This window comes from Brevibacillus sp. LEMMJ03 (assembly GCF_007197875.1).
GTDB classification, from domain to species: Bacteria; Bacillota; Bacilli; order Brevibacillales; family Brevibacillaceae; genus Brevibacillus; species Brevibacillus thermoruber.
Window position 1 is genome coordinate 164798 of the sequence record NZ_VKJN01000008.1, and the last position, 24240, is coordinate 189037.

At 60.5% G+C, this 24240-nt stretch carries 24 protein-coding genes and 2 riboswitches; of the genes, 8 read left to right on the top strand and 16 right to left on the bottom strand.

All coding sequences use genetic code 11. The annotated features are described in order from the left end of the window. Positions 1–72: 72 nt before the first annotated feature. Together FOI68_RS12385 and FOI68_RS12390 are read right to left on the bottom strand one after the other, a co-directional pair. Positions 73–426, bottom strand: a complete 354-nt coding sequence (locus tag FOI68_RS12385) for a DUF4870 domain-containing protein (RefSeq protein ID WP_044899471.1) — start codon at positions 424–426, stop codon at positions 73–75. 426 nt (positions 427–852) lie between these two features. After that, positions 853–1797: a GntR family transcriptional regulator gene (locus tag FOI68_RS12390; protein WP_035294989.1), complete on the bottom strand. Its 945-nt coding sequence runs from the start codon at positions 1795–1797 to the stop codon at positions 853–855. Between the two features lie 139 nt (positions 1798–1936). Here FOI68_RS12390 and FOI68_RS12395 point away from each other — a divergent pair, with 139 nt between their 5' ends. After that, on the top strand, positions 1937–2107 hold the full coding sequence (locus FOI68_RS12395; RefSeq protein WP_065066786.1) for a YjzC family protein: 171 nt from the start codon (positions 1937–1939) through the stop codon (positions 2105–2107). A gap of 111 nt (positions 2108–2218) precedes the next feature. Here the strand turns inward: FOI68_RS12395 and FOI68_RS12400 are convergent, their stop codons facing one another. Further along, on the bottom strand, positions 2219–2452 hold the full coding sequence (locus tag FOI68_RS12400; protein WP_029100041.1) for a hypothetical protein: 234 nt from the start codon (positions 2450–2452) through the stop codon (positions 2219–2221). Between the two features lie 88 nt (positions 2453–2540). Here FOI68_RS12400 and FOI68_RS12405 point away from each other — a divergent pair, with 88 nt between their 5' ends. Beyond that, positions 2541–3068: a DUF309 domain-containing protein gene (locus FOI68_RS12405; RefSeq protein ID WP_143863350.1), complete on the top strand. Its 528-nt coding sequence runs from the start codon at positions 2541–2543 to the stop codon at positions 3066–3068. Positions 3069–3091: 23 nt separating this feature from the next. On the opposite strand, the gene FOI68_RS12410 is transcribed toward FOI68_RS12405, so the two are convergent. Beyond that, positions 3092–3778, bottom strand: coding sequence for a CPBP family intramembrane glutamic endopeptidase (locus FOI68_RS12410; protein ID WP_143863351.1), 687 nt, complete (start codon positions 3776–3778; stop codon positions 3092–3094). A 162-nt stretch (positions 3779–3940) separates the two neighbouring features. Here FOI68_RS12410 and FOI68_RS12415 point away from each other — a divergent pair, with 162 nt between their 5' ends. Then, the gene (locus tag FOI68_RS12415; RefSeq protein WP_044899462.1) at positions 3941–5143 is read left to right on the top strand and encodes an MFS transporter; all 1203 of its coding nucleotides are present in this window, start codon (positions 3941–3943) and stop codon (positions 5141–5143) included. A 91-nt stretch (positions 5144–5234) separates the two neighbouring features. Further along, positions 5235–5714 carry a CcdC family protein gene (locus FOI68_RS12420; protein WP_029100037.1) on the top strand — a complete coding sequence of 160 codons (480 nt, stop codon included), beginning with the start codon at positions 5235–5237 and terminating at the stop codon, positions 5712–5714. Positions 5715–5841: 127 nt separating this feature from the next. Here FOI68_RS12420 and FOI68_RS12425 read toward each other — a convergent pair whose 3' ends face one another. From FOI68_RS12425 to FOI68_RS12445, 5 genes are all read right to left on the bottom strand, one after another. Continuing rightward, positions 5842–7188, bottom strand: a complete 1347-nt coding sequence (locus tag FOI68_RS12425) for an APC family permease (RefSeq protein ID WP_255433456.1) — start codon at positions 7186–7188, stop codon at positions 5842–5844. A gap of 145 nt (positions 7189–7333) precedes the next feature. Then, a complete protein-coding gene (locus FOI68_RS23975; RefSeq protein WP_044899459.1) occupies positions 7334–7570 on the bottom strand; it encodes a hypothetical protein in 237 nt (78 codons plus the stop codon). Next, a complete protein-coding gene (locus FOI68_RS12435) occupies positions 7567–8370 on the bottom strand; it encodes a VOC family protein (RefSeq protein WP_143863353.1) in 804 nt (267 codons plus the stop codon). Before FOI68_RS12435 ends, FOI68_RS23975 begins: the two co-directional genes overlap by 4 nt. 104 nt (positions 8371–8474) lie before the next feature. Further along, positions 8475–9464 carry an ornithine cyclodeaminase family protein gene (locus FOI68_RS12440; RefSeq protein WP_143863354.1) on the bottom strand — a complete coding sequence of 330 codons (990 nt, stop codon included), beginning with the start codon at positions 9462–9464 and terminating at the stop codon, positions 8475–8477. A 29-nt stretch (positions 9465–9493) separates the two neighbouring features. Then, positions 9494–10780, bottom strand: coding sequence for an MFS transporter (locus FOI68_RS12445; RefSeq protein ID WP_065066796.1), 1287 nt, complete (start codon positions 10778–10780; stop codon positions 9494–9496). A gap of 233 nt (positions 10781–11013) precedes the next feature. Here FOI68_RS12445 and FOI68_RS12450 point away from each other — a divergent pair, with 233 nt between their 5' ends. Continuing rightward, a complete protein-coding gene (locus tag FOI68_RS12450; protein ID WP_143863355.1) occupies positions 11014–11565 on the top strand; it encodes a cysteine hydrolase family protein in 552 nt (183 codons plus the stop codon). A gap of 12 nt (positions 11566–11577) precedes the next feature. Further along, entirely contained in the window at positions 11578–13215 is a 1638-nt protein-coding gene (locus tag FOI68_RS12455) for a nicotinate phosphoribosyltransferase (protein WP_035295007.1), read from the top strand. Positions 13216–13292: 77 nt separating this feature from the next. Here the strand turns inward: FOI68_RS12455 and FOI68_RS12460 are convergent, their stop codons facing one another. From FOI68_RS12460 to FOI68_RS12485, 6 genes are all read right to left on the bottom strand, one after another. Continuing rightward, on the bottom strand, positions 13293–14909 hold the full coding sequence (locus FOI68_RS12460; protein ID WP_143863384.1) for a glycerol-3-phosphate dehydrogenase/oxidase: 1617 nt from the start codon (positions 14907–14909) through the stop codon (positions 13293–13295). Positions 14910–15077: 168 nt separating this feature from the next. Continuing rightward, on the bottom strand, positions 15078–16571 hold the full coding sequence (glpK, locus tag FOI68_RS12465; RefSeq protein WP_044899454.1) for a glycerol kinase GlpK: 1494 nt from the start codon (positions 16569–16571) through the stop codon (positions 15078–15080). 66 nt (positions 16572–16637) lie between these two features. Beyond that, the gene (locus FOI68_RS12470) at positions 16638–17345 is read right to left on the bottom strand and encodes an MIP/aquaporin family protein (RefSeq protein WP_029100028.1); all 708 of its coding nucleotides are present in this window, start codon (positions 17343–17345) and stop codon (positions 16638–16640) included. 222 nt (positions 17346–17567) lie between these two features. Then, positions 17568–18119: a glycerol-3-phosphate responsive antiterminator gene (locus FOI68_RS12475; protein WP_370512126.1), complete on the bottom strand. Its 552-nt coding sequence runs from the start codon at positions 18117–18119 to the stop codon at positions 17568–17570. Between the two features lie 86 nt (positions 18120–18205). Next, positions 18206–19498 (bottom strand): homoserine dehydrogenase, encoded by a 1293-nt coding sequence (locus FOI68_RS12480; protein WP_143863357.1) that lies wholly within the window; start codon positions 19496–19498, stop codon positions 18206–18208. A gap of 90 nt (positions 19499–19588) precedes the next feature. Continuing rightward, positions 19589–19698: riboswitch (SAM riboswitch) on the bottom strand. 86 nt (positions 19699–19784) lie between these two features. After that, positions 19785–19892: riboswitch (SAM riboswitch) on the bottom strand. A gap of 93 nt (positions 19893–19985) precedes the next feature. Beyond that, entirely contained in the window at positions 19986–20768 is a 783-nt protein-coding gene (locus FOI68_RS12485; RefSeq protein WP_143863358.1) for a GNAT family N-acetyltransferase, read from the bottom strand. Between the two features lie 672 nt (positions 20769–21440). Here FOI68_RS12485 and FOI68_RS12490 point away from each other — a divergent pair. Next, a complete protein-coding gene (locus FOI68_RS12490; RefSeq protein ID WP_143863359.1) occupies positions 21441–22634 on the top strand; it encodes a saccharopine dehydrogenase family protein in 1194 nt (397 codons plus the stop codon). Positions 22635–22824: 190 nt separating this feature from the next. Here FOI68_RS12490 and FOI68_RS12495 read toward each other — a convergent pair whose 3' ends face one another. After that, entirely contained in the window at positions 22825–23520 is a 696-nt protein-coding gene (locus FOI68_RS12495) for a tryptophan 2,3-dioxygenase family protein (RefSeq protein ID WP_143863360.1), read from the bottom strand. Between the two features lie 136 nt (positions 23521–23656). Between FOI68_RS12495 and FOI68_RS12500 the strand changes: the two genes are divergently transcribed. After that, positions 23657–24085 (top strand): GNAT family N-acetyltransferase, encoded by a 429-nt coding sequence (locus FOI68_RS12500; RefSeq protein ID WP_255433457.1) that lies wholly within the window; start codon positions 23657–23659, stop codon positions 24083–24085. Positions 24086–24240 lie beyond the last annotated feature (155 nt).

The window sequence follows — 24240 nt, forward strand, 5'->3', positions numbered from 1 at the left end:
GGCGGGCCGCATTCCTTCATTGTCAGAAAAATGCCAACACGTTTGCAGCCGTTCAAAACGAACGGCTGTCTGCTAGGTGATGAATCGCAGCGTGAGTGGATAGCGGTAGGGGATGCCGTCGTTGGCGCTTACCGCCGCCATGATCACGGCCACCACCCAAAAGACGAACAGGGCGAACAAGAGCAGGACGCCAACAAACAGGAAAATCAGCAGCATGCTGATCGCACCGTAGATCGTGACGCTGATGGCAAAGTTGAGCGCCTCTTTCCCTTGGCTGTCGACAAACGCTCCCTCTTCCCGCTTGATCAGCCAGACAATCAGCGGCCCCAGCACGTTCCCCAGCGGGATGACCAATCCGGCAAACGCAGCGAGATGGGCAGCGATCGCCCACATCCGCTCCTGTTTGCCGGGCCGTTCCTGATTCATGAATAACGCCTCCTTGCTTTTTCCTATTCCCTTCCACATGTACGGCAGCCCTTTCGTAAAGTTGCCAAGAGAGAAAAAAAGCACCCCCTGTAGAGGCGCTTTTTTTCGCGTTAGTAATGGCTGTCGTACCCGTAATAAGACATAGACGAGGATCCGTACCCGCCGTATCCTTTCCCGTGGTGCTCTTTCCTGTAGTGATGGCAATCGTACTTGTAGACGGGTTTGTAGTAACATTTTTTCTTATAGTATTTCTTCTTACAGCATTTTTTGTGGTAGCATTTGTGCCCGTAATCCTTATGGCATCCGCAGCTCATGAGCTCACCCCCCTTTGAGTTGGTACAGTTACATGCTATGTCGCAGGGGTGGCATTGGCATGGTACACTTGTCTAAAGTGAACGCAAAATAAACGGATATCCATGTGGGTCGTTACTGCGTGACAATTTTCCGCAGTTCGTTGATTCCGTGATGATCGGGTATTTCCTGAAACTCCTTTACCTTGGGCAAGGTCAACAGATGCGGACGGGTCATGTAACCCGGTTTGGAGATGTAGACCACGTCACAGTTGGCAATCAGCTCAAACACGTCGGGGTGGTTGGCCTCGATCGTCCGCAGGTCCAGATGGGTGATCCCGGCGTTGTACAAGTCGTCGATCATTCCCTCCGCTCCCCGGATGGTGGCGCAGATCAGGCCCACCTTGGTGTGGCGGGGGTACGCTTCCAGGGCGGGAATGACGATGGTCGGGTCGGGGATGAAGTCCAGGCTGACCACCGGAGGCGCTTCCCGCGGGAGCGCCTGCTTTATTTTCAGATTGACGCTGGGATGGGTGACAATCGCCTTGTACTGCTGCAAAAAGCCGGCGTCCTCTCCCAGCCGCTCCCAAAATTCGTCAAACGTGCGCCCCTCCACCATCGCGCTCGGCAGGTGATACTGCACCAGCCGCAGATACTCGGCCAGCTCCAGTTCCGTAAAGCGGAGAAACAGCACGGGGGACTGGTTGATCTCCTGCATGACGGCGGACAAGACGCGCGTAAACTCGTCCATCGAATACCCCATCGCCTTAACCTTGTGCAGCGTTTCCTTGGCCAATAGCGCGAGGTGGGCGGGGTTGCGGGTCAACAGGGGGTCGTTCACCACGTTGCTCACGATCGTCCCCCGTCCCTGCCGGGAGTCGACCAGTCCCTCCTGCTGCAGGCGCAGGTAGACGCTGCGCACCGTGTTGTAGTTCACCTTGAGATGGGCGGCCAACTGCCGCACAGTCGGAAGCTGTGTGTGCGGCGGCAGTTCCCCGCTGCGGATGAAGGCGGCGATTTGCTGATACAGTTGTTCGTGGTACGAGATGTTGGAATCTTTTTGCAGAGACAGACGATGCACGGTACAACCCCCCGGAATTGTGGTGTTCCTATCGTAAATCAATTCTGAATCGAGCGTCAATAGAGACACAGGGGTTGAACCCGCCCTTCGGGGAGATACTAAACGGGACACTACATGGGAAGAAAGCGGGGTGACCCTTATGGGCGAGCGCAGCCGTTTTCGCGAAGGCGACAAGTCCCCGAAAAACGCGGTCTACATGGAAATCGGGGAGTCCGGCGCCAGCGTGCAGGACCCGATGATCATCGAGCTGGGCAGAGGGGACAAGTTTCCCCCCACCCGCAACAAGAACCGCGTCTGGACGCAAAAGTAGCCGATTGTCACGGACAAAGGGGAAAACGCGGCTCCGCCACGCGATGGGGCGGAGCCTGCCATTCCCTTTGCCTTGGGAGAACCACCCCGCCAGCGGCTGGGGTTGGCCTCGTCACTCCTCTTCGTCCTCGCCGTCCTCTTCGTCGCCTTTCAGGTAGATGATCGTAACCCCCAGGCTTTCCAGGAGCTGCAGCACTTCCCGGTTCAGCTCCTCGTCCCGCAGCAGCCCCAGGCTCTCCACCAGTTCCAGCTCTTCCAGATCGCCCGATTCGGCATCCTCGATCAGTTCGATTACTTCCGTCATCTCCCTTTCCTGCAGAATGGAGAGAAGTTCCTCTTTGGTCATTCTGTTATCTGCACCTCGTTTTCTGCTTGCTTGTTCCTTTATAATAGTACATGGATGAATCGGAAAACAAAAGAGCGAGGAGCCAGTCATGTACCCGCACCCCTACCTGGAATACCTGGTCCAGTTCCACGCCGAACGGGACTACTTCGAATGTCACGAGATTTTGGAGGAGTATTGGAAAAGCGAGGCCGGACAGCGCAGCCCCGTCTGGGTCGGGCTGATTCAGATCGCCGTCGGGCTGTATCACCACCGCAGGGGGAATCGGGCCGGCGCCGTCAAAATGATGAACAGCGCCCTCCGCCTGCTGCGGCAGCAGCAGGATGCTCTCAGCCGTCTCGGTCTGGACCCCGCCGCCCTGCTTCAACTCCTCGCCGCCGTCGTCGCCGAGATGGAGGCGGGCGCTCCGTACCACAGCATCTCGCTGCCGATCGCCGATCCGGAGCTGCGCCGACGTGTGCAGCAGATGTGCGCGGAACGGGGGCTGCCATGTGAACGGCCAAGCGACATGGCCAACCGGTATCTCCTGCACAAGCACACCTTGCGCGACCGCAGCGGCGTCATCGCCGAGCGGGCCCGCCAGCTCTCGCTTCGGGAACAGCGGAAACCGAACGGGTAATCGCGACGATCCCGCCGCCGTTTTCAGCCCACGTACACCCAGATGACCAGCGCGAGAACGATGCCGAAGTCGGCCAGCATGTGGCTGAACCACGTGGCGTACACGGCGGGAAAGATACCCTTGAGCCACCCCCAGAGAACGCCGACCGCCAGCACCATGAGCGTAATCCACACGCCCCACCGCCAGCCGAACAGGACGGTGGCCACCAGCAGATGATACAGGCAAAAAAAGAGGCTGCTGAGAAGCACAGCAGCAAAGCGGGACATTGCGGCCAGCAGCCGCTCCAGGACGAACCCGCGCCAAAACAGCTCTTCCAACAGCGAATTGACGACGGCCATGTACAGCGAAAACCACCAGACCGCCTGCTGGGTGAGTCCCCATCGTTCCAGCACGGCGCGGATTTCTTCCGGCTGCACGCCGGAGGCAAAGAGCAGCCGGATGCCGGCGAGAATTCCCGTCAGCATGAGCGCTCCCGCAGCCAGACCCCAGACCGCCCCCTGTTTGTCAAAGGGGAGCCACGCACGCCGCCAATCGTCGGCCAATCCCCCTTCCCACCATCCGTGAAGCAGGGGAATGCCGAGGCAGACCAGCAGATGAAACGAGACAAACGTGGCAGCCAGGCTCTCCCTTTCCACCAATCCGTAAAAAACAGCCAACGTTGCGATAAAGCCGTAGCCGATCAACAGCAAGAGCGAGCGTTTCCGCTTCATGAAAAAACTCCTTACTCCTTATCCGTCTGATGACGGGCTTAGGTTTCCCCATGTGCCGGGAAGGCATACCCAACAGGGAATCATATACAAACGAGTGGGCAAATGGTATACTGTTTGAATCGAATTGATAAAAATGTTTGGATCCAATGGAGAGTGGCTTCCATGTTGTGGCGAAATCGTACGTTTCTCCTGTTGATGACGGGGGAGGTGATCACCGGATCGGGCCTGTGGATCTCCATTATCGCCAACCTGCAGTTCATGCAGCACCTGATCCCGTCCGACGCGCTCAAAGGGCTGATCCTCATGAGCGGCCTGGTGGTCAGCATCCTGCTGTCGCCCAAGGCGGGCGTCGTCATCGACCGTTCCGACAAGCGCAAGATCATGCTGGTATCCAGCCTGGTTCGCTGTCTGAGTCCGGTCTGCATGTTTCCTGCCATCGCACACGACTCGCTCGGGTGGATGGTCGTTTCCCTGATCATCATGCAGGCGTCCGCCGCCTTTTACTTCCCGACCCTGCAGGCATCGCTGCCCGCCATCCTGCCGTCGTCCGAACTGCTCAAAGCGAACAGCGTCTACCTGAACATTTCCACGCTGTCCCGGATCGGCGGAACCGCCATCGGCGGCGTTCTCGTCGCCACGATGGATCTCCGCATGCTCTACGCCCTGTCCGTCGCCGCCTACATCGTCGTGGCGCTGTTGACCCTGCTGCTGCGCATTCCGCCAATCGCCTCCCACAAACGGCAGGAAAAGGTGGAGTTCCGCGAAGTGCTGACGATCACCAAAAAGGATCCCGTCCTGCTCGTCGGGCTGGTGAACATGGGGCTGATCACGCTGTTTCTCGGCGGCATCAATCTGCTGGTGCTCAACTTCAGCGAAATCCAGCGGACGCCCGAAATGATGGGCTGGATCTACGGGGTGGAGGGGACCGGCATTCTGGTGGGCGGACTTCTGGCCAAGCGCTGGATCGGCGGACGCAACCTGATCGTCGCATCCACCGTCCTCTTGTTTTTCTTCGCCCTCGCCCAGTACGGGATGTCGTTTGCGGAAAGCCGGATCATGGTGCTGGGCTCGTTTGCCTTGTTCGGCATGACCGTCGCCTTTTTCTTCCCGGTCACCACGACCGTGTTTCAGAAGCGGCTGGCGGAGCATCAGCAGGGGCGGTTCTTCTCCTTCCGCAGCATGCTGGACCGCGGCGTTTTCCTGATCGCCCTGGGGACGACCGGCCTCTGCCTGGACCTGCTGGGCATCTCCGGCTACATGCTGGTGATCGCCACCGCCACCCTGCTGACGGCCGTGATCACGCTGTCCTACAGCATCAAAAGCAGGCTGGACGTGCGGGAGACAGACGAACCGGCGGCGGCGTAGCGGGCCCCCGTGAAATGACGGCGGACCGCTTTCCCCTTTACGGCAAAATGGTGTACACTAGAATATCATGGGCCAAGGAGGGACTACTTCCATGCAGATTCTCTCATCCACTGCCCTGGGCATGCTGGTGCCGCTGCTCATGGCGACGGTGGTGATCGTCCTGCGCATGCGCGGGACCAAAAAGCCGGTGTCCGCGCGGCGCATCATCCTGCCGCCCCTGTTCATGTCCACCGGTTTTGCCATGTTTCACTTTCCGGAAACGGCCACTCCGCTCATCTACGACGCCATCGCCTTTTTCGTCGGGATGATCTTCTCTATCCCGCTGATTCTCACGTCCCGCTTCGAAATCGTCGGCCAGGACGTCTATCTGAAACGGTCCCGCGCCTTTTTCGGCATCCTCGTCGCCCTGGTGGTGATTCGCTTTGCCATGAAACTGTGGGTAAACGATTCGCTGACGACCATGCAAACGGCCGGACTGTTCTTCGTCCTCGCCTACGGCATGATCGTTCCGTGGCGGCTGGCGATGCTGTACATGTACCGCCAATTGGTCAAAAAGACGGTGCGAACCTGACAAACGAAAGAGCAGAGCCTCTGTCTCGAGGCTTCTGCTCTTTTTTGTCCTGCTGCCCCCAAGAAAAAACCCTCCGCAGCGGCCGATCCCGGCCGTCGGAGGGAGGTGATGCTCTCGGTTCGTCAGGCTAGCGGTTGGCTCTCACCGGCTCGCCGCGGAGGGCGGCTTCTTTTCGCTGCCCGCGCCGGAAAAACGGAAGGCCCAAGAGCGTAATGGCGAGGGCCGCCAGCGTATTCCCCGGATTGGTGAGCAGCGTGCTCGCGAGGATATAGAGCGAACCAGCGATGGCGAACAGCGGCACTATCGGATAGAGCGGCACGCTGTAAGCGCGTGGCCGTCCCCCCTGACGTCTGCGCAGGATGAACAGAGCGACGAACGCCAGGATGTAAAACAGGTACACGGAGAAAATGGCCAGCTCGGACAAGTGGTCGGGATTGCTCACCACCATCAGGATCACAGCGATCACGGCTTGCGAGAAAATGGCGGCCACCGGCGTGCCGTAGGCGGCGTGGATGCGGGAGAGCCAGCGGGAGCCAGGAAGCTGGCCGCGCTCTGCCATCGCGAACGGCACGCGGGGAAACGCCAGGATTTTGCCGTTGAGGCAGCCAAAGATGGAGACGAGAATCCCGACGCTGATCAGCCTGCCGCCCCATTCGCCGAACAAGTGCGACGCCGCCGCCCCTGCGGCGTTTTCCCCCAGGCGCACAATCTCGGATGCGGGCAATAGATGGAGCAGGGCCACATTGACCGACAGATACGCCAGTGTCACCACGAGCAGGCCGCCGATGATGGCGCGCGGCAGCACTTTGGCGGGATTTTTCATCTCTCCCGCCATGAAGCCGACCAGCATCCAGCCGTCGTAGGCCCACAGCGTGGCCAGCACAGCCGCCCCAAAGCTGATCTCGGTGGTCACTCCGCTGTCGGCCCCCCATATCTGACCGTTTCCTTTCCACATTCCAAACACGGCGATCAGCGCGATCGGCACCAGCTTGCCGAGGGTGGCCGCCGTTTGAACGAAGCCCCCGTACCGGGTGCCCAGGCTGTTGACGACGGCCAAGAGGAGCACCGTACCGACCGCGATCGGCAGCTTCCATGCAGCCCCCCAGCCAAACAGGTGGACGAGCAGCGAACCGAAATACAAGCCAAGCGCGCCGATTACCGCCGGACCGTAGATGACCGACTGCACCCATCCGGCGAGAAAGCCCCACACCTTTCCGTACACTTCTTCCAGATAGACGTACAGCCCCCCTGTCTTGGGGATTTGCGTTCCCACCTCGGCGATGGTCAACCCGCTCGCCAGCGTGATCAATCCTCCCACTATCCACGCCCACAGTGCCAGCGTGGAGTCGCCGGCGTATTCAATGACCTTGCCCGGCTTCATGAAAATGCCGGAGCCGATAACGGTCCCGATCACCAGCGATGTAGCCAACGTCAAACCTACTTCTTTTTGCAGCGAACGATGCTGTACCTCCACGTTGTCCCCCCTAACTGTTCGGCTATTTACTAACAATCTAAACAAATGATAGCACGAACGTACGGGATTATCTCTTTTTTGCAATTTTACAAAAAAGAAAGAGGAGCCGCCCGGGCTCTTCCAGATTGATGACATACCGATGGGATCAGGGGAGGAGCAGCGTGTTTGCAGGCCGAACGACGTGCGAAGCCCCGCCTGGCGGGCAGCGGTGCCGCTCCGCTCCGTGTCCGAATACGCGGCCGGCCGCCATGACCGTCCGGATATCCCGTTCGTCGTAATCCCAGCCGACCGACGCCGACAGCGCGACCAGGCCGGGGATGTCCGCGTGCGTGAAGCGTTGAAGCCTGTAGGGAGCACGCACCTGCTTTCCGGCTTGATTCACCACACATACCACCCACCGTACAGCTCGTGGCGAATCTCTCCGCTCCCGCCGGCGAACCGGACGAAAAACGGCCTCTCTCCGCGGGCCAGCAGCGCGTCGCGGGCCAATCCCTCCCCCAACGGCTGGCACAGCACGACAGCCCCGCCGGAAAACGCAAGCGTCCGGCAGCGGGCGTTTAGCCCTTCATCGACGAAGGCGTCCGCCGCCTCCAGGCCGAACCACCGCCGCCAGCGTTCCGCCGCTTCGTCCGCGTCTTCCGCTGCCAAGCAGACGCATTTGAGGGCGTGCGTTCCATTTGGGTGCGGAGCAATGACGCCCCGGCGGGTGAGATCGTCCCGCCGCTCGTCGTCGCTCTGCTCCCACTGGATCAGAAACGGCACACGCCCCCTCTCCTCCGGCGTCTCCGCAAACAGCATCTGCCAGCGGATCACCGTGCCGTCCTCCCGCTTCCTGCTGCCCGGCAGCGGACCGGTCACCTTCATCCCGCGCTCGTGAAAATGCTCCGCCCAGCGTTCAATGTCGCGCGTCCGCAGGGCGATTTGCCCCATGCCCTCGCCCACTGCCGCGTCCTGCACCAACTGCCGGACCAGCGGATTGTCAGACCGCTCGGCCACCTCCGGGTATTCCACGGCCAGAAATTCCACGTAGGCAAGCCCGAAGTAACTGAGGCTGTTGCAAGTCCCCCAGGCCTCGTGCCGGCCGCCCGCCAGCGCGTGAAATCCTTCCTTTTGCAAGCGCTCCGCCGCCTCGACGGGCGGACGGCGGAGAAAGTGAACCAGATGATCAAATGCCAGTTCCATGCGCTCCCGCCTTTCCAAATGGTTTCGTTTCCTCACGTCCAGCAGAGTGAACCCCGATCGCGGAGCGTTTTGCCCGGACAGCGCTGTGCTGCGGCGGATTGCGCCTACAGCGTGACGGTCGTCCCCGCTCCCAGCCGCTTCGCCTTTTCGTAGACGGCGCAGGCCACCATCGTATCCAGAGAGGCAATCCCCACGGATTTGTACAGGGTGATTTCCTCGTCCGTCTCCCGCCCCGGTTTTTGGCCGGTGACCAGTTCGCCGATTTCGCCGTACAACCGGTCGATCGACCACTCTCCCCGCTGAATCGGCTTGATCAGATCGCCCGCTTCGTGCAGGGCCCCTTCCTTGGTGTCCACCACCACTTTCCCGCTACGGTTCAACGTCACGGCGTCAAATTCCTGCATGTGCGGCTGATAGGCGCCGATCGCGTTGACGTGGGTACCGGGGCGCAGGATGCCGCCGTCAAACAGCGGCTCGGTCGCCTTGGTGCTCAACACCACGATGTCGGCGGCGGACACGGCCTCGCTGGCGTCGTTGACACATGTGATGCTGCCCTTCCACTCCGGGTAGAGGGCGCGAATCCGGGCGGCGAGCTGCTCCGCGCGCGCCCGCGTCCGGTTGTACAGCCAAAGCCGCTCGATCGGCCGGACCGCCATGATCGCCTGCACCTGCCCCAGCGCCTGGGCGCCGCACCCCAGCACGGCGCAGCTCTTGGCATCTTGGCGCGCCAGCAGCCTGGTCGCCACGCCGCTGCTCGCGCCGGTGCGCAGCACGGTCAGGCAGGTTGCGTCCATCAGCGCCACATGCCGTCCGCTCTTCGCTTCCGTCAGCAGCGTGATCCCCTGCAGGGACGGCAGCCCTTTTTCCGCGTTTTGCGGAAAGATGCTGACCACTTTCACCGCCGTGTATTCGACGGCCTCCACGTACGACGGCATGTACAGCGTCACCGCCGCCCGCTTTTCGTGGGCGACAGCGGTGCGAACCGGTGTGACCGTGCCGCCCGCCGCCTCGCACCGAAACGCCTCCTCCACGTCCCGCAGGCACTCTTCCATTGTGTACAGCTCGCGAATCTCTTCCTGGGACAAAACCAGCATGACTATCCCGCCTTTCCTCACATGCCCGCTCACAAGCTCGCGTCTTTCGTCTCCCGCGCCGCGCCGATGGCCGCGAGCGAGACAAGCCCGGTCAGGATGATGTACAGGGCGACCGGCACCCACGAGTTGGCAAACGCGTCAAGCAGCCAGGTGGCAATCAGCGGAGCCGTGCCGCCGGCGATGGCCGCCCCCAACTGGTAGCCGAGCGTCACGCCAGTGTAGCGCACTTCGGTGCTGAAAATCTCGGAAAACAGCGTTCCCAGAACAGCCGTCACCGGCGCCCAGAGAATCCCCAGCCCGATCACCGTGGCCGCCGTCAGCCAAAACGCCGACTTGAGCGACAGCAGATAAAAGTACGGAAACGCAAACAGCATGATCGCCACGGTGCCGCCGATGTAGAGCGGTTTTCGCCCCGCCTGGTCCGACCATTTGCCCATGAACGGAATCGCGATGGTGGCCACCAGCGTGGCGATCGTCACCGCGTTCAGCGCCGTCACCTTGTCGTAGCCGAGGTACTTCGTCGCGTAGGCGATCACAAAGGTCGAAAAGATGTAAAACGGTCCGGTCTCCACCACTTTGGCCCCGATGGCGATCAGCACGGACTTCCAGTGGCAGCGGAGCGTGTCCGCCAGGGGCACTTTGGCGATGCTGCCGCTCTGCTGCGCTTCCCGGAACGCGGGCGTCTCGTCGATGCCGCTGCGAATCCACAGGCCGAGGAAGACAAGCACGGCACTGAGGACAAACGGCACCCGCCAGCCCCACGACAGGAACTGCTCTTCCGGCAGGAGGCTCATCAGCGAAATGGAGAGCGTGCCGAGCAGCATGCCGATGGTTACACCCATCTGGGGAATGCTGCCGTAGAAGCCGCGCTGGTTGTTCCGCGCGTATTCCACGGCCAGGAGCAGGGCGCCGCCCCACTCGCCGCCAATGCCCAGCCCCTGCACCAGACGGAGGATGAACAGCAGGATCGGGGCCCACACGCCGATCGTGTCGTACCCGGGCAAAAGGCCGATCAGGACCGTCGCCGTCCCCATCAGCGAAAGCGTCAGCACCAGCGTCTTTTTCCGTCCGACCTTGTCGCCGATATGACTGAAGATGAGACCGCCTAGCGGACGGATGAAAAACGTCAGCGAGAACGACAGGTAGGAGAGCAGCAGTCCCACCACAGGGTCCGTATGGGGGAAAAACAGCTTGGTAAACGCCAGCGATGCCACCGTCCCGTAGAGAAAGTAGTCAAACCACTCGATGGAACTGCCGATCAGACTGGCGATCAACGCTTTGGTGCCCGTCTGCGGAGAAACTGCCGCTTGCGCCATCTGCATCCTCCCTTTCCTCTAAGGCAATTGTGAATACACCACGAATGGTAACGCCCACTTGACGGAATCGTCAATATTTTCATGCAAATACTTGCCCGCATGCCGCCGTATTGACGAGGGTATGTTTACCAGGTAAGATGAAGCCAACTTTCGTAACGACAGTCATCGCACGACTTGGTATCGTTTTGGCCGGCTGGCGAACGCCGCCGTCTACCGATTCGGAGGGATAACGGATGAACGCCTTGATTGTGATTGACTATACGAACGATTTCGTGGCAGCCGACGGAGCGCTGACCTGCGGGGAACCGGCCCAGCGGATCGAACAGCGGATCGTGGAGCTGACCGAGCAGTTCGTGCGCGACGGCCGCTACGTCGTCATGGCGGTGGACGCCCACCAAAAGGACGACCCGTTCCACCCGGAAACGCCGTTGTATCCGCCGCACAACATCATCGGAACCGAGGGGCGCCGCCTGTACGGAAAGGTGCAGGACGCGTACGACCGGCATGCCGGACGCATCACCTGGATGGACAAAACCCGCTACAGCGCGTTCCAGGGGACCGACCTTGCCCTGCAGCTTCACGCGCGGGGCATTCGCGAAATCCACCTGGCCGGTGTCTGCACGGACATCTGCGTGCTGCACACGGCGATCGACGGCTTTTACCGCGGGTTTACGGTCGTGATACACGCGGATGCCGTCGCCAGCTTTAACCCGGCCGGCCACGAATGGGCCTTGAACCACTTCAAAAATCAGCTCGGCCTCCAGGTCTTGGGCGAGTCGAGGTAAGGAGACGCCAAGATGACACCCGACAAGACGCTTTTTGACGTGATTGACCCGAAAATCTACCGCTTTGTCCACATCTGCCAAACGTGCGGCCAGCCCAATTTTCGCACCACCGATCAACTGCAGAAGTGCGCGGCTTGCGATGAGACCCGGTCGTTTGAAGTGCTGCCTTACTACGATCCGTCCCGGGATTACGCCCTCGACGCGGACGAGTACGCGCTCAGCATGATGTACGCGCTGTACAAGAAAGGGCTGCACAAGACCGAAGTGGTGTTTGACGACTTTTACCGCAAGGCGCCCTTTGTCAAACCGACGGGAGATTACCAGGGCGAGCTGGGCGGGTACGTGGCGTTCGGCGGCCTGCAGCAGTTGATTGACATCATTCAAAACCTGTACTTCAACGAATCGGACATCGCTTACCTCCGCTCCAAAAACATCTACGACGAGGACTTTCTCGAGGAGCTGCGAAACCTGCGCTTCACCGGCCACCTGGACGCGATGGAAGAAGGCCAGATCGTCTTTCCCAACACGCCCTACATCCGGATCATCGCCCCCGTGATCGAGTGCATCTGGATTGAAGCGCAGCTGCTCAACACCATCAACAGCGAGTCGCTCCTGATGACCAAAGGGTCCCGCATCATCACGGCGACGGACGGCCAGACGGTGATCGAAATGGGCAAGCGCCGGGCCCAGGGGCGGGACGCTTCCGTCCAGGGGGCACGGGCCGCCTACATCGCCGGCTTTCACTTCACGTCCAATCTGAAGGCGGGCAAAAAGTACGGCGTGCCGACGACGGGAACGCACGCTCACCTGTTCGTCCAGTTTTTCCCCAGCGAGCTGGACGCGTTTCTCGCCTTTGCCGAGGTCTTTCCGGCGAAGTCGATCCTGTTGGTCGACACCTTTGACGTGCTGGAAAGCGGCATCCCCAACGCCATCAAGACGGCCAAGATCATGGAAGAACGCGGACACAGGCTGAACGGCATCCGGCTGGACAGCGGCGATTTGGCCTTCCTCTCCAAGCGGGCGCGGGAGATGCTGGACAGCGCCGGCCTGTCGTACGTGAAGATCGCCGCTTCCAGCGACCTGGACGAGTACACGATCGCTTCGCTCAAGCTGCAGGGGGCCAAAATCGACGTGTGGGGCATCGGCACGAAGTTCATCACCGCCTACGACAGCCCGGCCCTCGGCGGCGTGCACAAGATCGTCGCCCGCAAGACCGAGCAGGAGTGGATCGCGCTGATCAAGATCTCGGAGAACCTGGACAAAATCATCAACCCCGGGCTGAAAAAAGTGTACCGCCTCTACGACCGAAACGGCATGGCAAAGGGCGACTACATCTGCCTGGAGGACGAAACGCTGGACAACCTCAACGAAATCATCCTGAAGCACCCGACCAATCCGCTGAAAAGCAAGCGGGTCACCGATTTTACGGCGGTGGAATTGCTTCGCCCCATTTTCCGGGACGGCCAGCTCGTCTACCAGATGCCCAGTTTGGACGAGATCAGGACCTTCCACCGCAAGCAGAAGAGCACGTTCTGGGAAGAGTACCTCCGCCTCGACAACCCGGAAGTATACCCCGTCGCGCTGTCTGACCGCTTGCGGGCGCTGAAGGACAAGCTGATTCACGACAAGCGGCGCCATTCGCTGACGTAACTGCTGACAATACACCCCCTCCGGTATCGACTGCCGGAGGGGGTGTTTGCATGACAATCCAGCGCCGCGCCCGCCTGTCAGGGAGTCATGTCGCGGATCTGCTGCTCCAGTTCGCGGCGGTACGCGTCCGTCCGCTCCGCACTCCAGTTCCCGTACCGCTTCATGAAGTTCAGGACCGGCTCTTTCCAGCGGTTCGCCCATTCGATGTCAAACAGCAGACTGCTCGTGCGGCGAAGCAAAAAGTCCACTGGCGTCATCGCCATCTCCTCTTCCAGCGCGTACACCAGGGACGCGTACACCTCCAGTGACAGCCGATGCCGGTCCGCTTCCCGGCCGCGCTCGCGGACGATCGCAAACAGGCGGTCCACATTGCTGCCGTAGCGGCGAACGAGCCGCTCCGCCTCTTCACGGCCGAGGCCGAGCGACATCCCTTCCTCCGTTTTCTTCCCGACAAAGGACGCAAAGCCGGCGGAACCGCCCACCTTCCCGCCGGACAGCGGAATCCGGTCCGTCGTGCACGGCGCCTTCACGCCCAGTTCCTGTGCGACGATGTTCACCACTTTTTCCGCCATCTTGCGGTAGCCGGTCAGCTTGCCGCCGGCGATGGTGATCAACCCGCTCGGGGAGCGGAACACTTCGTCTTTGCGGGAGATTTCCGAGGCGGACTTGCCTTCCTCGTAAATCAGCGGCCGAATACCTGCCCAGCTCGCCTCGATGTCCTCCGCCTGGATGCCCACCTCCGGGAACATGTAATCGATGGCCGCCAGCAGGTAATCGCGGTCTTCCACCGTCATCACCGGATGGGCCAGATCGGCGTCGTAGGGGGTGTCGGTGGTGCCCACGTACGTCTTCCCCGCGCGCGGGATGGCAAACGCCATGCGACCGTCCGGCGTGTCGAAATACACGGCCTGACGCAGCGGAAAGCGCTTCCGGTCAAAGACGATGTGCACCCCTTTGGTGTGAAAGAGCCGCTTGCCCTGCCGGGAGCCGTCTTTTTCGCGCAGTTCGTCCACCCACGGTCCGGCGGCGTTGACCACTTGTTTTGCGCGGATGGCAAACGTCTCCCCGCTGATCCGATCGACGGCCTGCACGCCAACGACCCTGCCGTTTTCGTACAGGAACGCCTCCGCCTTCACGTAGTTGACCGGCACCGCGCCGCGGGCCGCCGCCTCTTTGATCACTTCCAGCGTCAGGCGGGCGTCGTCCGTCTTGTACTCCACGTAGTAGCCGCCCGCTTTCAGCTTCTCTTTGCGCAAGAGCGGCTCCATCCTGAGCGTCTCCTCCCGGCTGAGCATCCGCCGCCGCTCGCTCCGTTTCACTCCCGCCAGCCAGTCGTACAGGTACAGGCCGACGGATGTGGCCAGCCGCCCGTACGTCCCGCCCTCGATCAGCGGCAGCAGCATCCACTCCGGCTGGGTGACGTGCGGCGCGTTTTCGTAGACGATCGCCCGCTCTCTGCCCACCTCGGCGACGAGGCGAAACTCCAACTGCTTCAGGTAGCGCAGCCCGCCGTGAACCAGTTTGGTGGAGCGGGAACTGGTCCCCGCAGCAAAGTCCTGCATCTCGATCAGCCCCGTTTGGATGCCCCTCGCCTGGGCGTCCAGCGCAATCCCCGCGCCGGTAATGCCGCCGCCGATCACCAGCAGGTCTAGCTCTGCCGTTTTGAGCCGCGCCAGGTGTTCCGCTCGTTTCATCACGCATCACTCCCCCTTCTACTTTATCGGTGATTCAACCCGAACAGTCCGGAAAAAACACAAACGACCACCAATCCCTCCTTGCCCGCAAAGAAGGATCAGTGGTCGACTCCGATTCTCAGACCATCCGTATGACCTTGTTGCGTTCAGTATACCACGTCCGGCCGCTTATTTGAAGGCCATCGCCGCCCGCACGGCTTTTTTCCAGCCGGCGTACAGCCCGTTTCGCCGTTCCTCGCTCATCTTCACGTCGAAGGCGCCGTCCACGTTCCAGTTGGCGGCGATCTCCTGCCTGTCTTTCCAGAAGCCCACCGCCAAACCGGCCAGATAGGCCGCTCCCAGGGCGGTCGTCTCGTTTACCTGCGGACGTTCCACCGGCACGCCCAACAGGTCGCTCTGGAACTGCATCAGGAAGTCGTTCTTCACCGCGCCGCCGTCCACGCGCAGCTTTTTCAGCGTGATGCCGGAGTCGGCCTCCATCGCGGTGAGCACGTCTTTCGTCTGGTAAGCCAGCGATTCCAGCGTGGCGCGGATGAAGTGCTCCTTGCTGGTGCCCCGCGTCAGGCCGAAGACGGCGCCGCGCACGTCGCTGTCCCAATACGGCGTGCCCAGGCCGACGAACGCCGGCACCACGTAGACGCCCTCGGTCGATTCCACGCGGCTGGCGTACGCTTCGCTGTCCGCCGCCGATTTCAGCATGCGCAGGCCGTCGCGCAGCCACTGGATGGCGGAACCGGCGACAAAAATGCTTCCTTCCAGCGCATACTCCACTTTGCCGTCGATGCCCCAGGCGATCGTGGTCAACAGGCCGTGTTCGGAGCGCACCGGTCTTTCCCCGGTGTTCATCAGCATGAAGCAGCCGGTGCCGTAGGTGTTTTTCGCCATGCCTTCCTCAAAGCACGCCTGGCCGAACAGGGCGGCCTGCTGGTCCCCCGCCGCCCCGGAGATGGGCGCTTCCACGCCGAAGAAGAGGTCTTTGTCGGTATGCGCGTAGATTTCCGAGCTGGAGCGCACTTCGGGGAGCATCACTTTCGGCACGGTGAGGTGCTCCAGCAGTTCGTCGTCCCAGCGCAGGTCGAAAATGTTGTACATCAGCGTGCGGGACGCGTTGGTGTAGTCGGTCACGTGCGCCCTGCCGCCGGAGAGCTTCCAGATCAGCCAGGTGTCGATGGTGCCGAACAAGAGCTCGCCGCGTTCCGCCCTGGCCCGTGCTCCCTCCACGTTGTCGAGGATCCACTTGACCTTGGTGCCGGAGAAGTAGGCGTCGATCAAAAGGCCGGTCCGTTCGCGAAACCGATCGTTCAGCCCCTGCGCCTTCAGCGCCTCGCAAATCTCCGCCGTCTGGCGGGACTGCCAGACGATCGCGTTGTAGACCGGCAGGCCGGTCTGTCTGTCCCAGACGACGGTCGTCTCCCGCTGGTTGGTGATGCCGATCGCGGCCACTTCCTGGGCGCTGATGTTGTGGATGGCCAGCACCTCGCCGATCACGCCGACGACGGACGACCAGATCTCCATGGCGTCGTGCTCCACCCAGCCCGGCCGGGGAAACAACTGCGTGAACTCCTTCTGGGCCGCTCCCACCATGTTCCCTTCCCGGTTGAACAAAATGGCACGGGAACTGGTCGTGCCCTGGTCGATGGCCAATACGTACCGCTTTTCCATCCGTCACATCCCCCTTCATCGTTTTCTCCCGATCCCTCGCTGCGTTAATCGGCCCGGGCCGACCGCTTAGCCGAACAAGGTCTTGAATACGAGCGCTCCCGCCGTCCCGCCGACGATCGGCCCCACGACCGGAATCCAGGCGTAGCTCCAGTCGGATGAGCCTTTGCCTGCGATTGGCAGGACGAAGTGGGCGAGGCGCGGCCCCAAATCGCGCGCCGGATTGATCGCATAGCCGGTGGTCCCGCCGAGCGACATGCCGATGGCGACGATAAAAAAGCCGACAATCAGCGGATTGAGCCCTTCGGCAAACGTGTTGCCGCCGATGGCCAGCAGGCCGAACACGAGAAAAAACGTGCCCAACCCCTCGCTGAGAACATTCGCAAACGTGTGTCGAATCGCCGGAGCCGTGCAGAATACCCCCAGTTTGGCCGCCGGGTCAGCGGTTTCTTTCCAGTGCGGCAGGTAGTACAGGTAGACGAAGACAGCCCCCAGAAACGCCCCGGCCATCTGGGCCAGGATGTACCCGGGCACGAGCTCCCAAGCGAACGATCCGATCGACGCGAGCGCGATGGTGACGGCCGGATTCAGATGGCCGCCGCTGACTCCCCCGACCGCGTAAACGGCAAAGGCGACGGCAAAGCCCCAGCCCATGGTAATCACGATCCATCCGCCGTCTTGCGCCTTGGACTTGTTCAGCACGACGCCCGCCACGACGCCGTCCCCGAGAATCACCAGCATCATGGTCCCGATCAGTTCCGCCCAATACGCCGACATCATGTTCCCCCACTCTCTTCTTTTTTATGATGAGACCGGACCGGCTCCCCCCTTTTCGCCGTTCACCTCCCTGGAAGAAAACAGAAAATCCACCTATCAACCACTGCTTAAGCCCACAGGAACTTAAACACTAGAGAAATAGGTGGATCTCCTGATCTCATCCGACGTATGACCTTCTGGAATCAATCATAAGCGGACGTGAAAGCGTTGTCAACCACTTTTTTACAGTTGTTTCCACAGGTTTCGATCGGAGGTGGTGACGGCGATGGCTCCCGCCGCCAGAGCGCTCTCGATCTCCTCCCAGGTGCGGATAAACCCGCCGACGATGATCGGAATCCGGATCTGCTCACGAATTTCCGTAATGATGTGCGGCATGACCCCCGGCAGGACTTCCACGAAATCGGGTTTCGTCTGCTCGAGGATTTTGTAGCTTGTCTCCAGCGCGCCGGAGTCCAGCAAAAACAGGCGCTGCACCGTGACCAAGCCCTTCTTTTTGACGGTCGTGATCACCTGCGAACGGGTGGAAATGACGCCGGCCGGCTTGATCTCCTGGCAGAGAAACAGCGCGCCGTGCTCGTCGTTTTTCAACCCCTGCACCAGATCGGCGTGCAGCCACAGCTTTTTTCCGTGCCGGCGCGCCAGGTCGGCGATGCTTTTCAGTTGACAGATATGGCTCTCCAGCAGAATGATCGTGTCGTACCGGCTTTCCAGGACGCGCTCAAACTCCTTCATGTGGCGAATGGCCGGCAGAATGGTTTGCGAACCCAGCATGATGTGTCCTCATCCCCTTGAAGAAGAAGTGCTCCGCTTCTATCATGCCAAAAAATCCCGGCGAATGCGATGGGGAGTTGGACGCTTGTTTACCAACCCGCAGTCCCTTCGACGGCACCACGATCGTCGGCCGCCTCCAGCACGGGGTACAACCGCGCCTGCAGGCCGAAGTCCCGTCCCAAGAGCTCCGCGTGCTCCTCCCTGAGTCCGGCGGCGAGCAAGCCCACGCGCAGGACGCTGCCCGGATCGTACTGGACGGTAAGCCTGCGGACGGCGACTCCCGCCCGTTCGAGGAACAGCAGCACCTGCTCCGGCGTCACGCGGGCCGCTGTCCCTTCCAGAAAACAGAAGTCGAGGCTGGATGAGAGCCGGCTGGACGGGACCGCCGCCGGCCGTTCCCGCCAGGCGGGATGAGGCGTAAACGGCTGGGTCAGCAAGAAGGCCAGATCCTCCACGACCGCGCTGGCTGTCGGCAGTTCGCCCGCCCCTTTGCCGGTGAACAAAAGGTCGCCGACGAGGCTGCCCTCCACCTGGACGGCATTGTACGCATCCCGGATGCGCGCCAGCGGATGCCCCAGCGGCACCAGCGTCGGCCGCACGGACAGGTGCAGACCGCCGTCTTCCCGGCGCGCTTGCGCCAGCAGTTTGATCCGGTACCCCAGCTCTTTCGCCAGCCGGATGTGGCCCTGCGAGAGGTCGGCAATCCCCTGCCGCTCGATGGCGGAGAGGGGCAGCGACTCACCGAACACGAGCTGCGCCAGAATGTACAGCTTGTACAGGGCGTCCCAGCCTTCCACGTCGGCGCGCGGATCGGCCTCCGCATAACCCAGCTCCTGCGCCCGCTTCAACACGTCCGCGTAGGGGAGCTGCGCCTCCTCCATCTGCGACAGGATGAAGTTGGTCGTTCCGTTGAGGATGCCGCGCACTTCCGTAATGTCGTTGGTCCTGAGGAACTGGCGCAGCACGCCGAGGATGGGAATCCCCCCGGCGACGCTGGCTTCGTAGGCGAGATGGACGCCGTGCCGGTTGGCCAGTTCCACCAGCTCCGCGCCGCGCTTGGCCAGCAGTTCCTTGTTGGCCGTCACCACATGGCAGCCCTTTTGGATCAGCGCCCGCACGTAGTCGTAGGTCGGCTCCACGCCGCCCATCACTTCCACGACGATGTCCACGTCGCTTTCCAGAACGTCGGCAAACCGCGTCGTCAACAGCGACGGCTCCACCTGCACGGCCCGCTGCTTCCGCGTGTCGCGCACCAGCGCCTTGACGATTTCGATGCGCCTGCCCAGCCGGGCCGACAGCTTCTCCTGCTGCGCGCGGATCGTCTTGACCACCCCGCCGCCTACCGTTCCCAATCCCAACAAGCCCACTTTTACCACGCTCATGTTTCTCCCACCCCGTTTTTTGTCTTGTACAACACGAAAAAACCTTCTTCCGATTCGAAGAAGGCTTGTGTGCATTGCGCCCGAGCCTCCTTCTCATCTCTCAAGACACGCGTGTCTTGCAGGAATTGGCACCTTGTCACATATCGCGTGACGGTTGCCGGGCTTCATCGGGCCAGTCCCTCCACCTCTCTGGATAAGAAAGAAGTCCTATGAAGTTCAGGAACAGAAGAATGAAAAAGCCTTCTCCGACAAGAAGAAGGCCTGCATCCGTATCAAACGAACCCGCTTCTTATCTGTCAAGACCTCTGTCTTGCAGGAATTGGCACCTGGTCACGCACCTCGTGACGGTTGCCGGGCTTCATCGGGCCAGTCCCTCCGCCGCTCTGGATAAGAACAGTGTTTACCTGTTGGGTATCATTGTAAAGAATGCCAGGTTGTTCGTCAACAAGAATCTGGCAGACGGCGCCGCGTGCGGCACGCGCGAACGTCACAGCGTACATTCGAGATAGGCGTAACGTGCGGCAGTGACGAACCCCAGTTTTTCATAAACAGCGACCGCCGGCCGGTTCTCCTCAAACACACACAAGTACACGTGCGGCGATTTCTCCCGTGCCAGCCGGCAAATGTCCGACGTGATCCGCGTTCCCCATCCTCTGTTTTGGTGGGCTGGCGAAGTGCCGATATTGCCAATCTCCACATAGCGCTCGTGAAAAATGTGAAACCCGGCCATCGACATGAGGTCGCCGGCAGGGGAAAACAAACCGATATGAGGTGTTTCCGTCAGTTCTTCCTCTCGAAAGCTGATCATGCCGACTTCGCTCGCGAGTTTGTTGACCGCATCGAGATGGGACTTGTCGAGAAAGCGGTAATCGCTTTTGGGCAAAAGAAGAGTCGTGTCGCGCCATCTCATCAGCAGCATGGTCTTTCTGGACTGAATGTGGGGAATGGCAAGGCGGGACAGGCATTCTTCCGATACGGTGATGACTCCGCTCACCGCTTCTTGCGTCGGAAGTCGTAACGCTTCCTTGAATGCCCCGATCATCTCTTCGGCAGAATGCTCCGTGCCCGCCCATGCATGGAAGGTGAACGCGTGGAACGGCAAGCCCTTCAGATAGGTTCCGACCAGGCAAATCTCTTCGTTTCGTGTCTGCGCAAGCGCGATGCATCTGTCCGCCCGCAGAAAGAGGTTGCTGTACAGGATGTACGCTTCTTCCACGCACAAGCGCTCCAGCAGGGCGGAACGTTCCTGTTCTGTGATCGAACGGATCATGTCGTCTCCTCCGCGAAAAAGGGGGTCTTTGTTTCCTCTCTCTATTCTACTGTTTTGCGCGGCCGCCGGCACGTTTGTTTCTACCGGTTCGCTTCTTCCACAGTCAGACGTGTTGGGGTGGTTCCCCTTCTCTTTATACGCAAAGAAAGAGGGGTTTCCCTTGGCAGCAGGGAATTGGATATGATTCCCTATATTACGAAAGGAGTGCTCCTCATGGCACGTGTCGTCCTGTTCGAATTAAGCAGCCAAAACCCCGAGCGAGCCGTTCAGTTTTATTCTACCGTCTTCGGCTGGAACGTCGCGGAGCCGCGGTGGGGTCCGGATTTTTTCTCCCCTGTTGAGCGCATGGGACGTTCGGGCCGATGAATACACATGTACTATCCCCTGCGCGGCTCGGCGCGCCCGCCCTTTTGCTTTCCAAACCGGAAAAGGAGGTGACAGCACCCATGCGGTATCGCCGCCTTCCCCCCTAGCCTTCACGCTTTTCCCCGGCATGTACAGGAATGACCACACGAACACAAGGAGGTTGTTCTCATGAACCTGCGCCCTCGGGAGCCGATTGACATGACTGCGCCCGTGTCGGTGTACCCTGCCGACATCAATCTTCATCTGCCGAAATGGCTGTTTCGAATGCGAAGATAGACCGTTGCCCACATACGGAAGGAGGACTCTATGCGAGTCGCAATAGTAGGTGTTGGCGGCGTTGGACAAGTGAGCGCCTGCGAAATCGTGAAGTCGCGTTACTTGGAAAAACTGGTGCTGGCCGACATTTCCATCGGTCCGGCGGAAGAACTGGCCGCCGAACTGCGCCGGGAAACCGACGTGGAGATTCAGGTGAAGCGGGTGGACGCCCGCGACGTGTCGAGCGTCCAGGCCATTCTGGGCGACATCGACGTACTGCTGCACATCGGCCTGCCCGAAAACAACTTCGAAGTGATGAAAGCGTGCTTGAACACGAAAACGCATTACATTGATACCGCCTCCAGCGGGCCGCAGTGGCTCCGCAAACAGTTGGCCTGGAACGACGCGTTCAAAGCGGCCGGCCTCCTGGGCATCATGGGCTTGGGGTGCGACCCCGGCTTTTCCAACATCGCGGCCCGGTACGCCGTCGATCAGTTGGACGAAGTGGATGCCATTCTGATCCGCGACGGCGACAATTCCGTCGTCGACTACGACGGTTTCTGCTCCTACTTCAGCCCGCAGACCGCCATCCAGGAGTGTCTCGCCAAGCCCAACTACTGGACCGCGGACAAAGGGGAACAGTATTTCCCGACGCCGTTCGCCAACAAGGAGGAGTTTGAATTCCCCGAACCGATCGGCTGGCTCGACTGCTACAACGTCGAGCACGAGAAGGCCACCACCCTGGGCGAAACCATCGGCCGGGCCAAGGGATGCAGGTACGTGGACTTCAAGTACGCCCTGCACCCCGACTTCGTCAATACGCTGCAGGTATTGAGCTACCTGGGGCTGGACAGCGACGAGGAGATCGACGTCAAAGGCGTAAAGGTGGCACCACGCGACGTGGTCGTCACCTCGATGCCGAAACCGGCCGACCTGGCGGGCAAAATTCATGGCTACTCCTGCGTCGGCGCGCTCGTCAAAGGAAAAAAGGACAACAAGCGAAAGGACATGTACGTCTACACCATCGCCAATCATGACGAGGTTTTCTACAAAACCGAATTCCAGGCGACGATCTGGCAGACCGGCATTCCGCCCGTCGTAGCCGTGGACATGATGGCGGAGGGGCTCTTGACCGCGACAGGCTGCATACCGCCCGAGCTGATCGATCCGATCCCGTTTCTGGCCCGGCTGAAAGCCCGCGGCATGAAGTGGGACGTGATCGAAAAGACCTCCCCCCTCCTGTAGATCACGTAGCACGTAAGTTGACATACACGCGAAAAAGGATGGCGGCATCCGATCTGCCATCCTTTTTCGGGACCAGCAGACCAGCAAGGCGCACGGAACATCGAACCAGCGGAAAAGCGGACAAGCATGGCTGTCCTCTGCGGGCTGACCCGCTATGGAAGGCGGCCGGCTCCGCCGCTCGGCCGCTCCGCTAGTCTCCCAGCGGCTGCGAGTTGTTGCTGGAGCCGGTCCAGTCCGTCAGCTCGCTGATCGCTTTCCACAGCGCCGGGTAAAACGCGTGGCGCACGCCCTTTTGCAGCGCCTGGGCGGGGATTCCTTTCAGGCTGTTGGTCTCCAGGCCGATCATTCGTTTGACCAACTGCAGGTGCTGGTAGCGAAAGCTCTGGAACGACTCGTCAAACTGGAGCAGCTCCTGCATCAAGCGGAACAGTGCCGGTTGGGCGTCCGGCTGCTTGTGCAGCTCCAGCGGACTGAGACCGGCGTCGGTCAGCAGCCGCTCGAACGGCTCCCACAACGTCGGCCCCGTCTGCAGGATCCGGTTGAAGCCGGGCGAGTCCTGCCCGCTGCCGCGCCCCAACGCCAGCCGGATGGCATGGTAGTCGATCGGGTTGATCACCTTTACCATCTGAAAGACTTCCGGCAGATGCTTGAGATGCAGGTTGACGCGGCCCAACCGGGCGGCCGCCCGATCCGGATCGCCGGCAAGCATGGCGGTCCTGGCCTGGCCCAGGTACTGCACAATCAATGTAAAATGAAGCTCGGCAATCTGGTGGATCACCTGAAAGGTCAGTTCGTCTTCGCAGACCAACTGCTCTTCGTTTTTTTGCAGACGGAGCAGTTCTTCCGTGCGAATGTACTTTTCGTAGTCGGTCAGCGCTTTCACCATTCCGCTCTGCCTCCCCCGTGTTGTAGACTGGCATTCCGGTCATCAGCGAACAGGCAGGAACGCACTAAAGGTAAACGGCTGTCTTTCTCGAATCATTGAAAACATGTACCTTGTATCATCATTCAGGAGGGTCGCCATGGTTTCCATCATGCCGATGAAATTGGAAGATTCCCATAAAATCCGGGAGATTGACCGTTCCGAAACCATTCATCTGATTTACACATGCAAGGACGGCGTTCTGGAAGAGATACCGGCCGGGCATGAATGCCCGAATTGGAGTGAAGACGCTTATCAGGAGATCATCTCCCGATACGAGTATGAATTCTCAAACGGCGGGACTGCTTTTGGCGCTTTTGACGGAGACAGATTGGTGGGGTTTGGCGTGTTGGCTCACAAGTTTCGGGGGAAGGAACAGAACCAGCTTCAGTTGGACCTGATGTATGTGACACGGGACTATCGAAGACAAGGCATTGGCCGCCGCATTTTGGACGCCCTGCGTCAAGCGGCGAAGGAAAAAGGGCGAAATACCTGTACATCTCATCGACGGAAACGGAGTCGGCGGTGAAGTTTTATCGAAGCTGCGGTTCCACGATCACCTCGGAAATCGATGAGGAATTGTTTGAAAAAGAACCGCATGACATCCATATGCGGCTGACATTGTGACTCCCCCGCCAGGTTCCGCAGGGAGATGGGCAGCCTACGGGATTCGAGCCCCCCGTG

Bases quoted from the DNA above. Each gene is read 5' to 3' on its own strand.
- FOI68_RS12385 (WP_044899471.1), bottom strand. From the start codon at position 426: ATGAATCAGGAACGGCCCGGCAAACAGGAGCGGATGTGGGCGATCGCT.
- FOI68_RS12395 (WP_065066786.1), top strand. From the start codon at position 1,937: ATGGGCGAGCGCAGCCGTTTTCGCGAAGGCGACAAGTCCCCGAAAAAC.
- FOI68_RS12400 (WP_029100041.1), bottom strand. From the start codon at position 2,452: ATGACCAAAGAGGAACTTCTCTCCATTCTGCAGGAAAGGGAGATGACG.
- FOI68_RS12405 (WP_143863350.1), top strand. From the start codon at position 2,541: ATGTACCCGCACCCCTACCTGGAATACCTGGTCCAGTTCCACGCCGAA.
- FOI68_RS12410 (WP_143863351.1), bottom strand. From the start codon at position 3,778: ATGAAGCGGAAACGCTCGCTCTTGCTGTTGATCGGCTACGGCTTTATC.
- FOI68_RS12415 (WP_044899462.1), top strand. From the start codon at position 3,941: ATGTTGTGGCGAAATCGTACGTTTCTCCTGTTGATGACGGGGGAGGTG.
- FOI68_RS12420 (WP_029100037.1), top strand. From the start codon at position 5,235: ATGCAGATTCTCTCATCCACTGCCCTGGGCATGCTGGTGCCGCTGCTC.
- FOI68_RS12435 (WP_143863353.1), bottom strand. From the start codon at position 8,370: ATGGAACTGGCATTTGATCATCTGGTTCACTTTCTCCGCCGTCCGCCC.
- FOI68_RS12440 (WP_143863354.1), bottom strand. From the start codon at position 9,464: ATGCTGGTTTTGTCCCAGGAAGAGATTCGCGAGCTGTACACAATGGAA.
- FOI68_RS12445 (WP_065066796.1), bottom strand. From the start codon at position 10,780: ATGGCGCAAGCGGCAGTTTCTCCGCAGACGGGCACCAAAGCGTTGATC.
- FOI68_RS12450 (WP_143863355.1), top strand. From the start codon at position 11,014: ATGAACGCCTTGATTGTGATTGACTATACGAACGATTTCGTGGCAGCC.
- FOI68_RS12455 (WP_035295007.1), top strand. From the start codon at position 11,578: ATGACACCCGACAAGACGCTTTTTGACGTGATTGACCCGAAAATCTAC.
- FOI68_RS12460 (WP_143863384.1), bottom strand. From the start codon at position 14,909: ATGAAACGAGCGGAACACCTGGCGCGGCTCAAAACGGCAGAGCTAGAC.
- glpK (WP_044899454.1), bottom strand. From the start codon at position 16,571: ATGGAAAAGCGGTACGTATTGGCCATCGACCAGGGCACGACCAGTTCC.
- FOI68_RS12470 (WP_029100028.1), bottom strand. From the start codon at position 17,345: ATGTCGGCGTATTGGGCGGAACTGATCGGGACCATGATGCTGGTGATT.
- FOI68_RS12480 (WP_143863357.1), bottom strand. From the start codon at position 19,498: ATGAGCGTGGTAAAAGTGGGCTTGTTGGGATTGGGAACGGTAGGCGGC.
- FOI68_RS12485 (WP_143863358.1), bottom strand. From the start codon at position 20,768: ATGATCCGTTCGATCACAGAACAGGAACGTTCCGCCCTGCTGGAGCGC.
- FOI68_RS12490 (WP_143863359.1), top strand. From the start codon at position 21,441: ATGCGAGTCGCAATAGTAGGTGTTGGCGGCGTTGGACAAGTGAGCGCC.
- FOI68_RS12495 (WP_143863360.1), bottom strand. From the start codon at position 23,520: ATGGTGAAAGCGCTGACCGACTACGAAAAGTACATTCGCACGGAAGAA.
- FOI68_RS12500 (WP_255433457.1), top strand. From the start codon at position 23,657: ATGGTTTCCATCATGCCGATGAAATTGGAAGATTCCCATAAAATCCGG.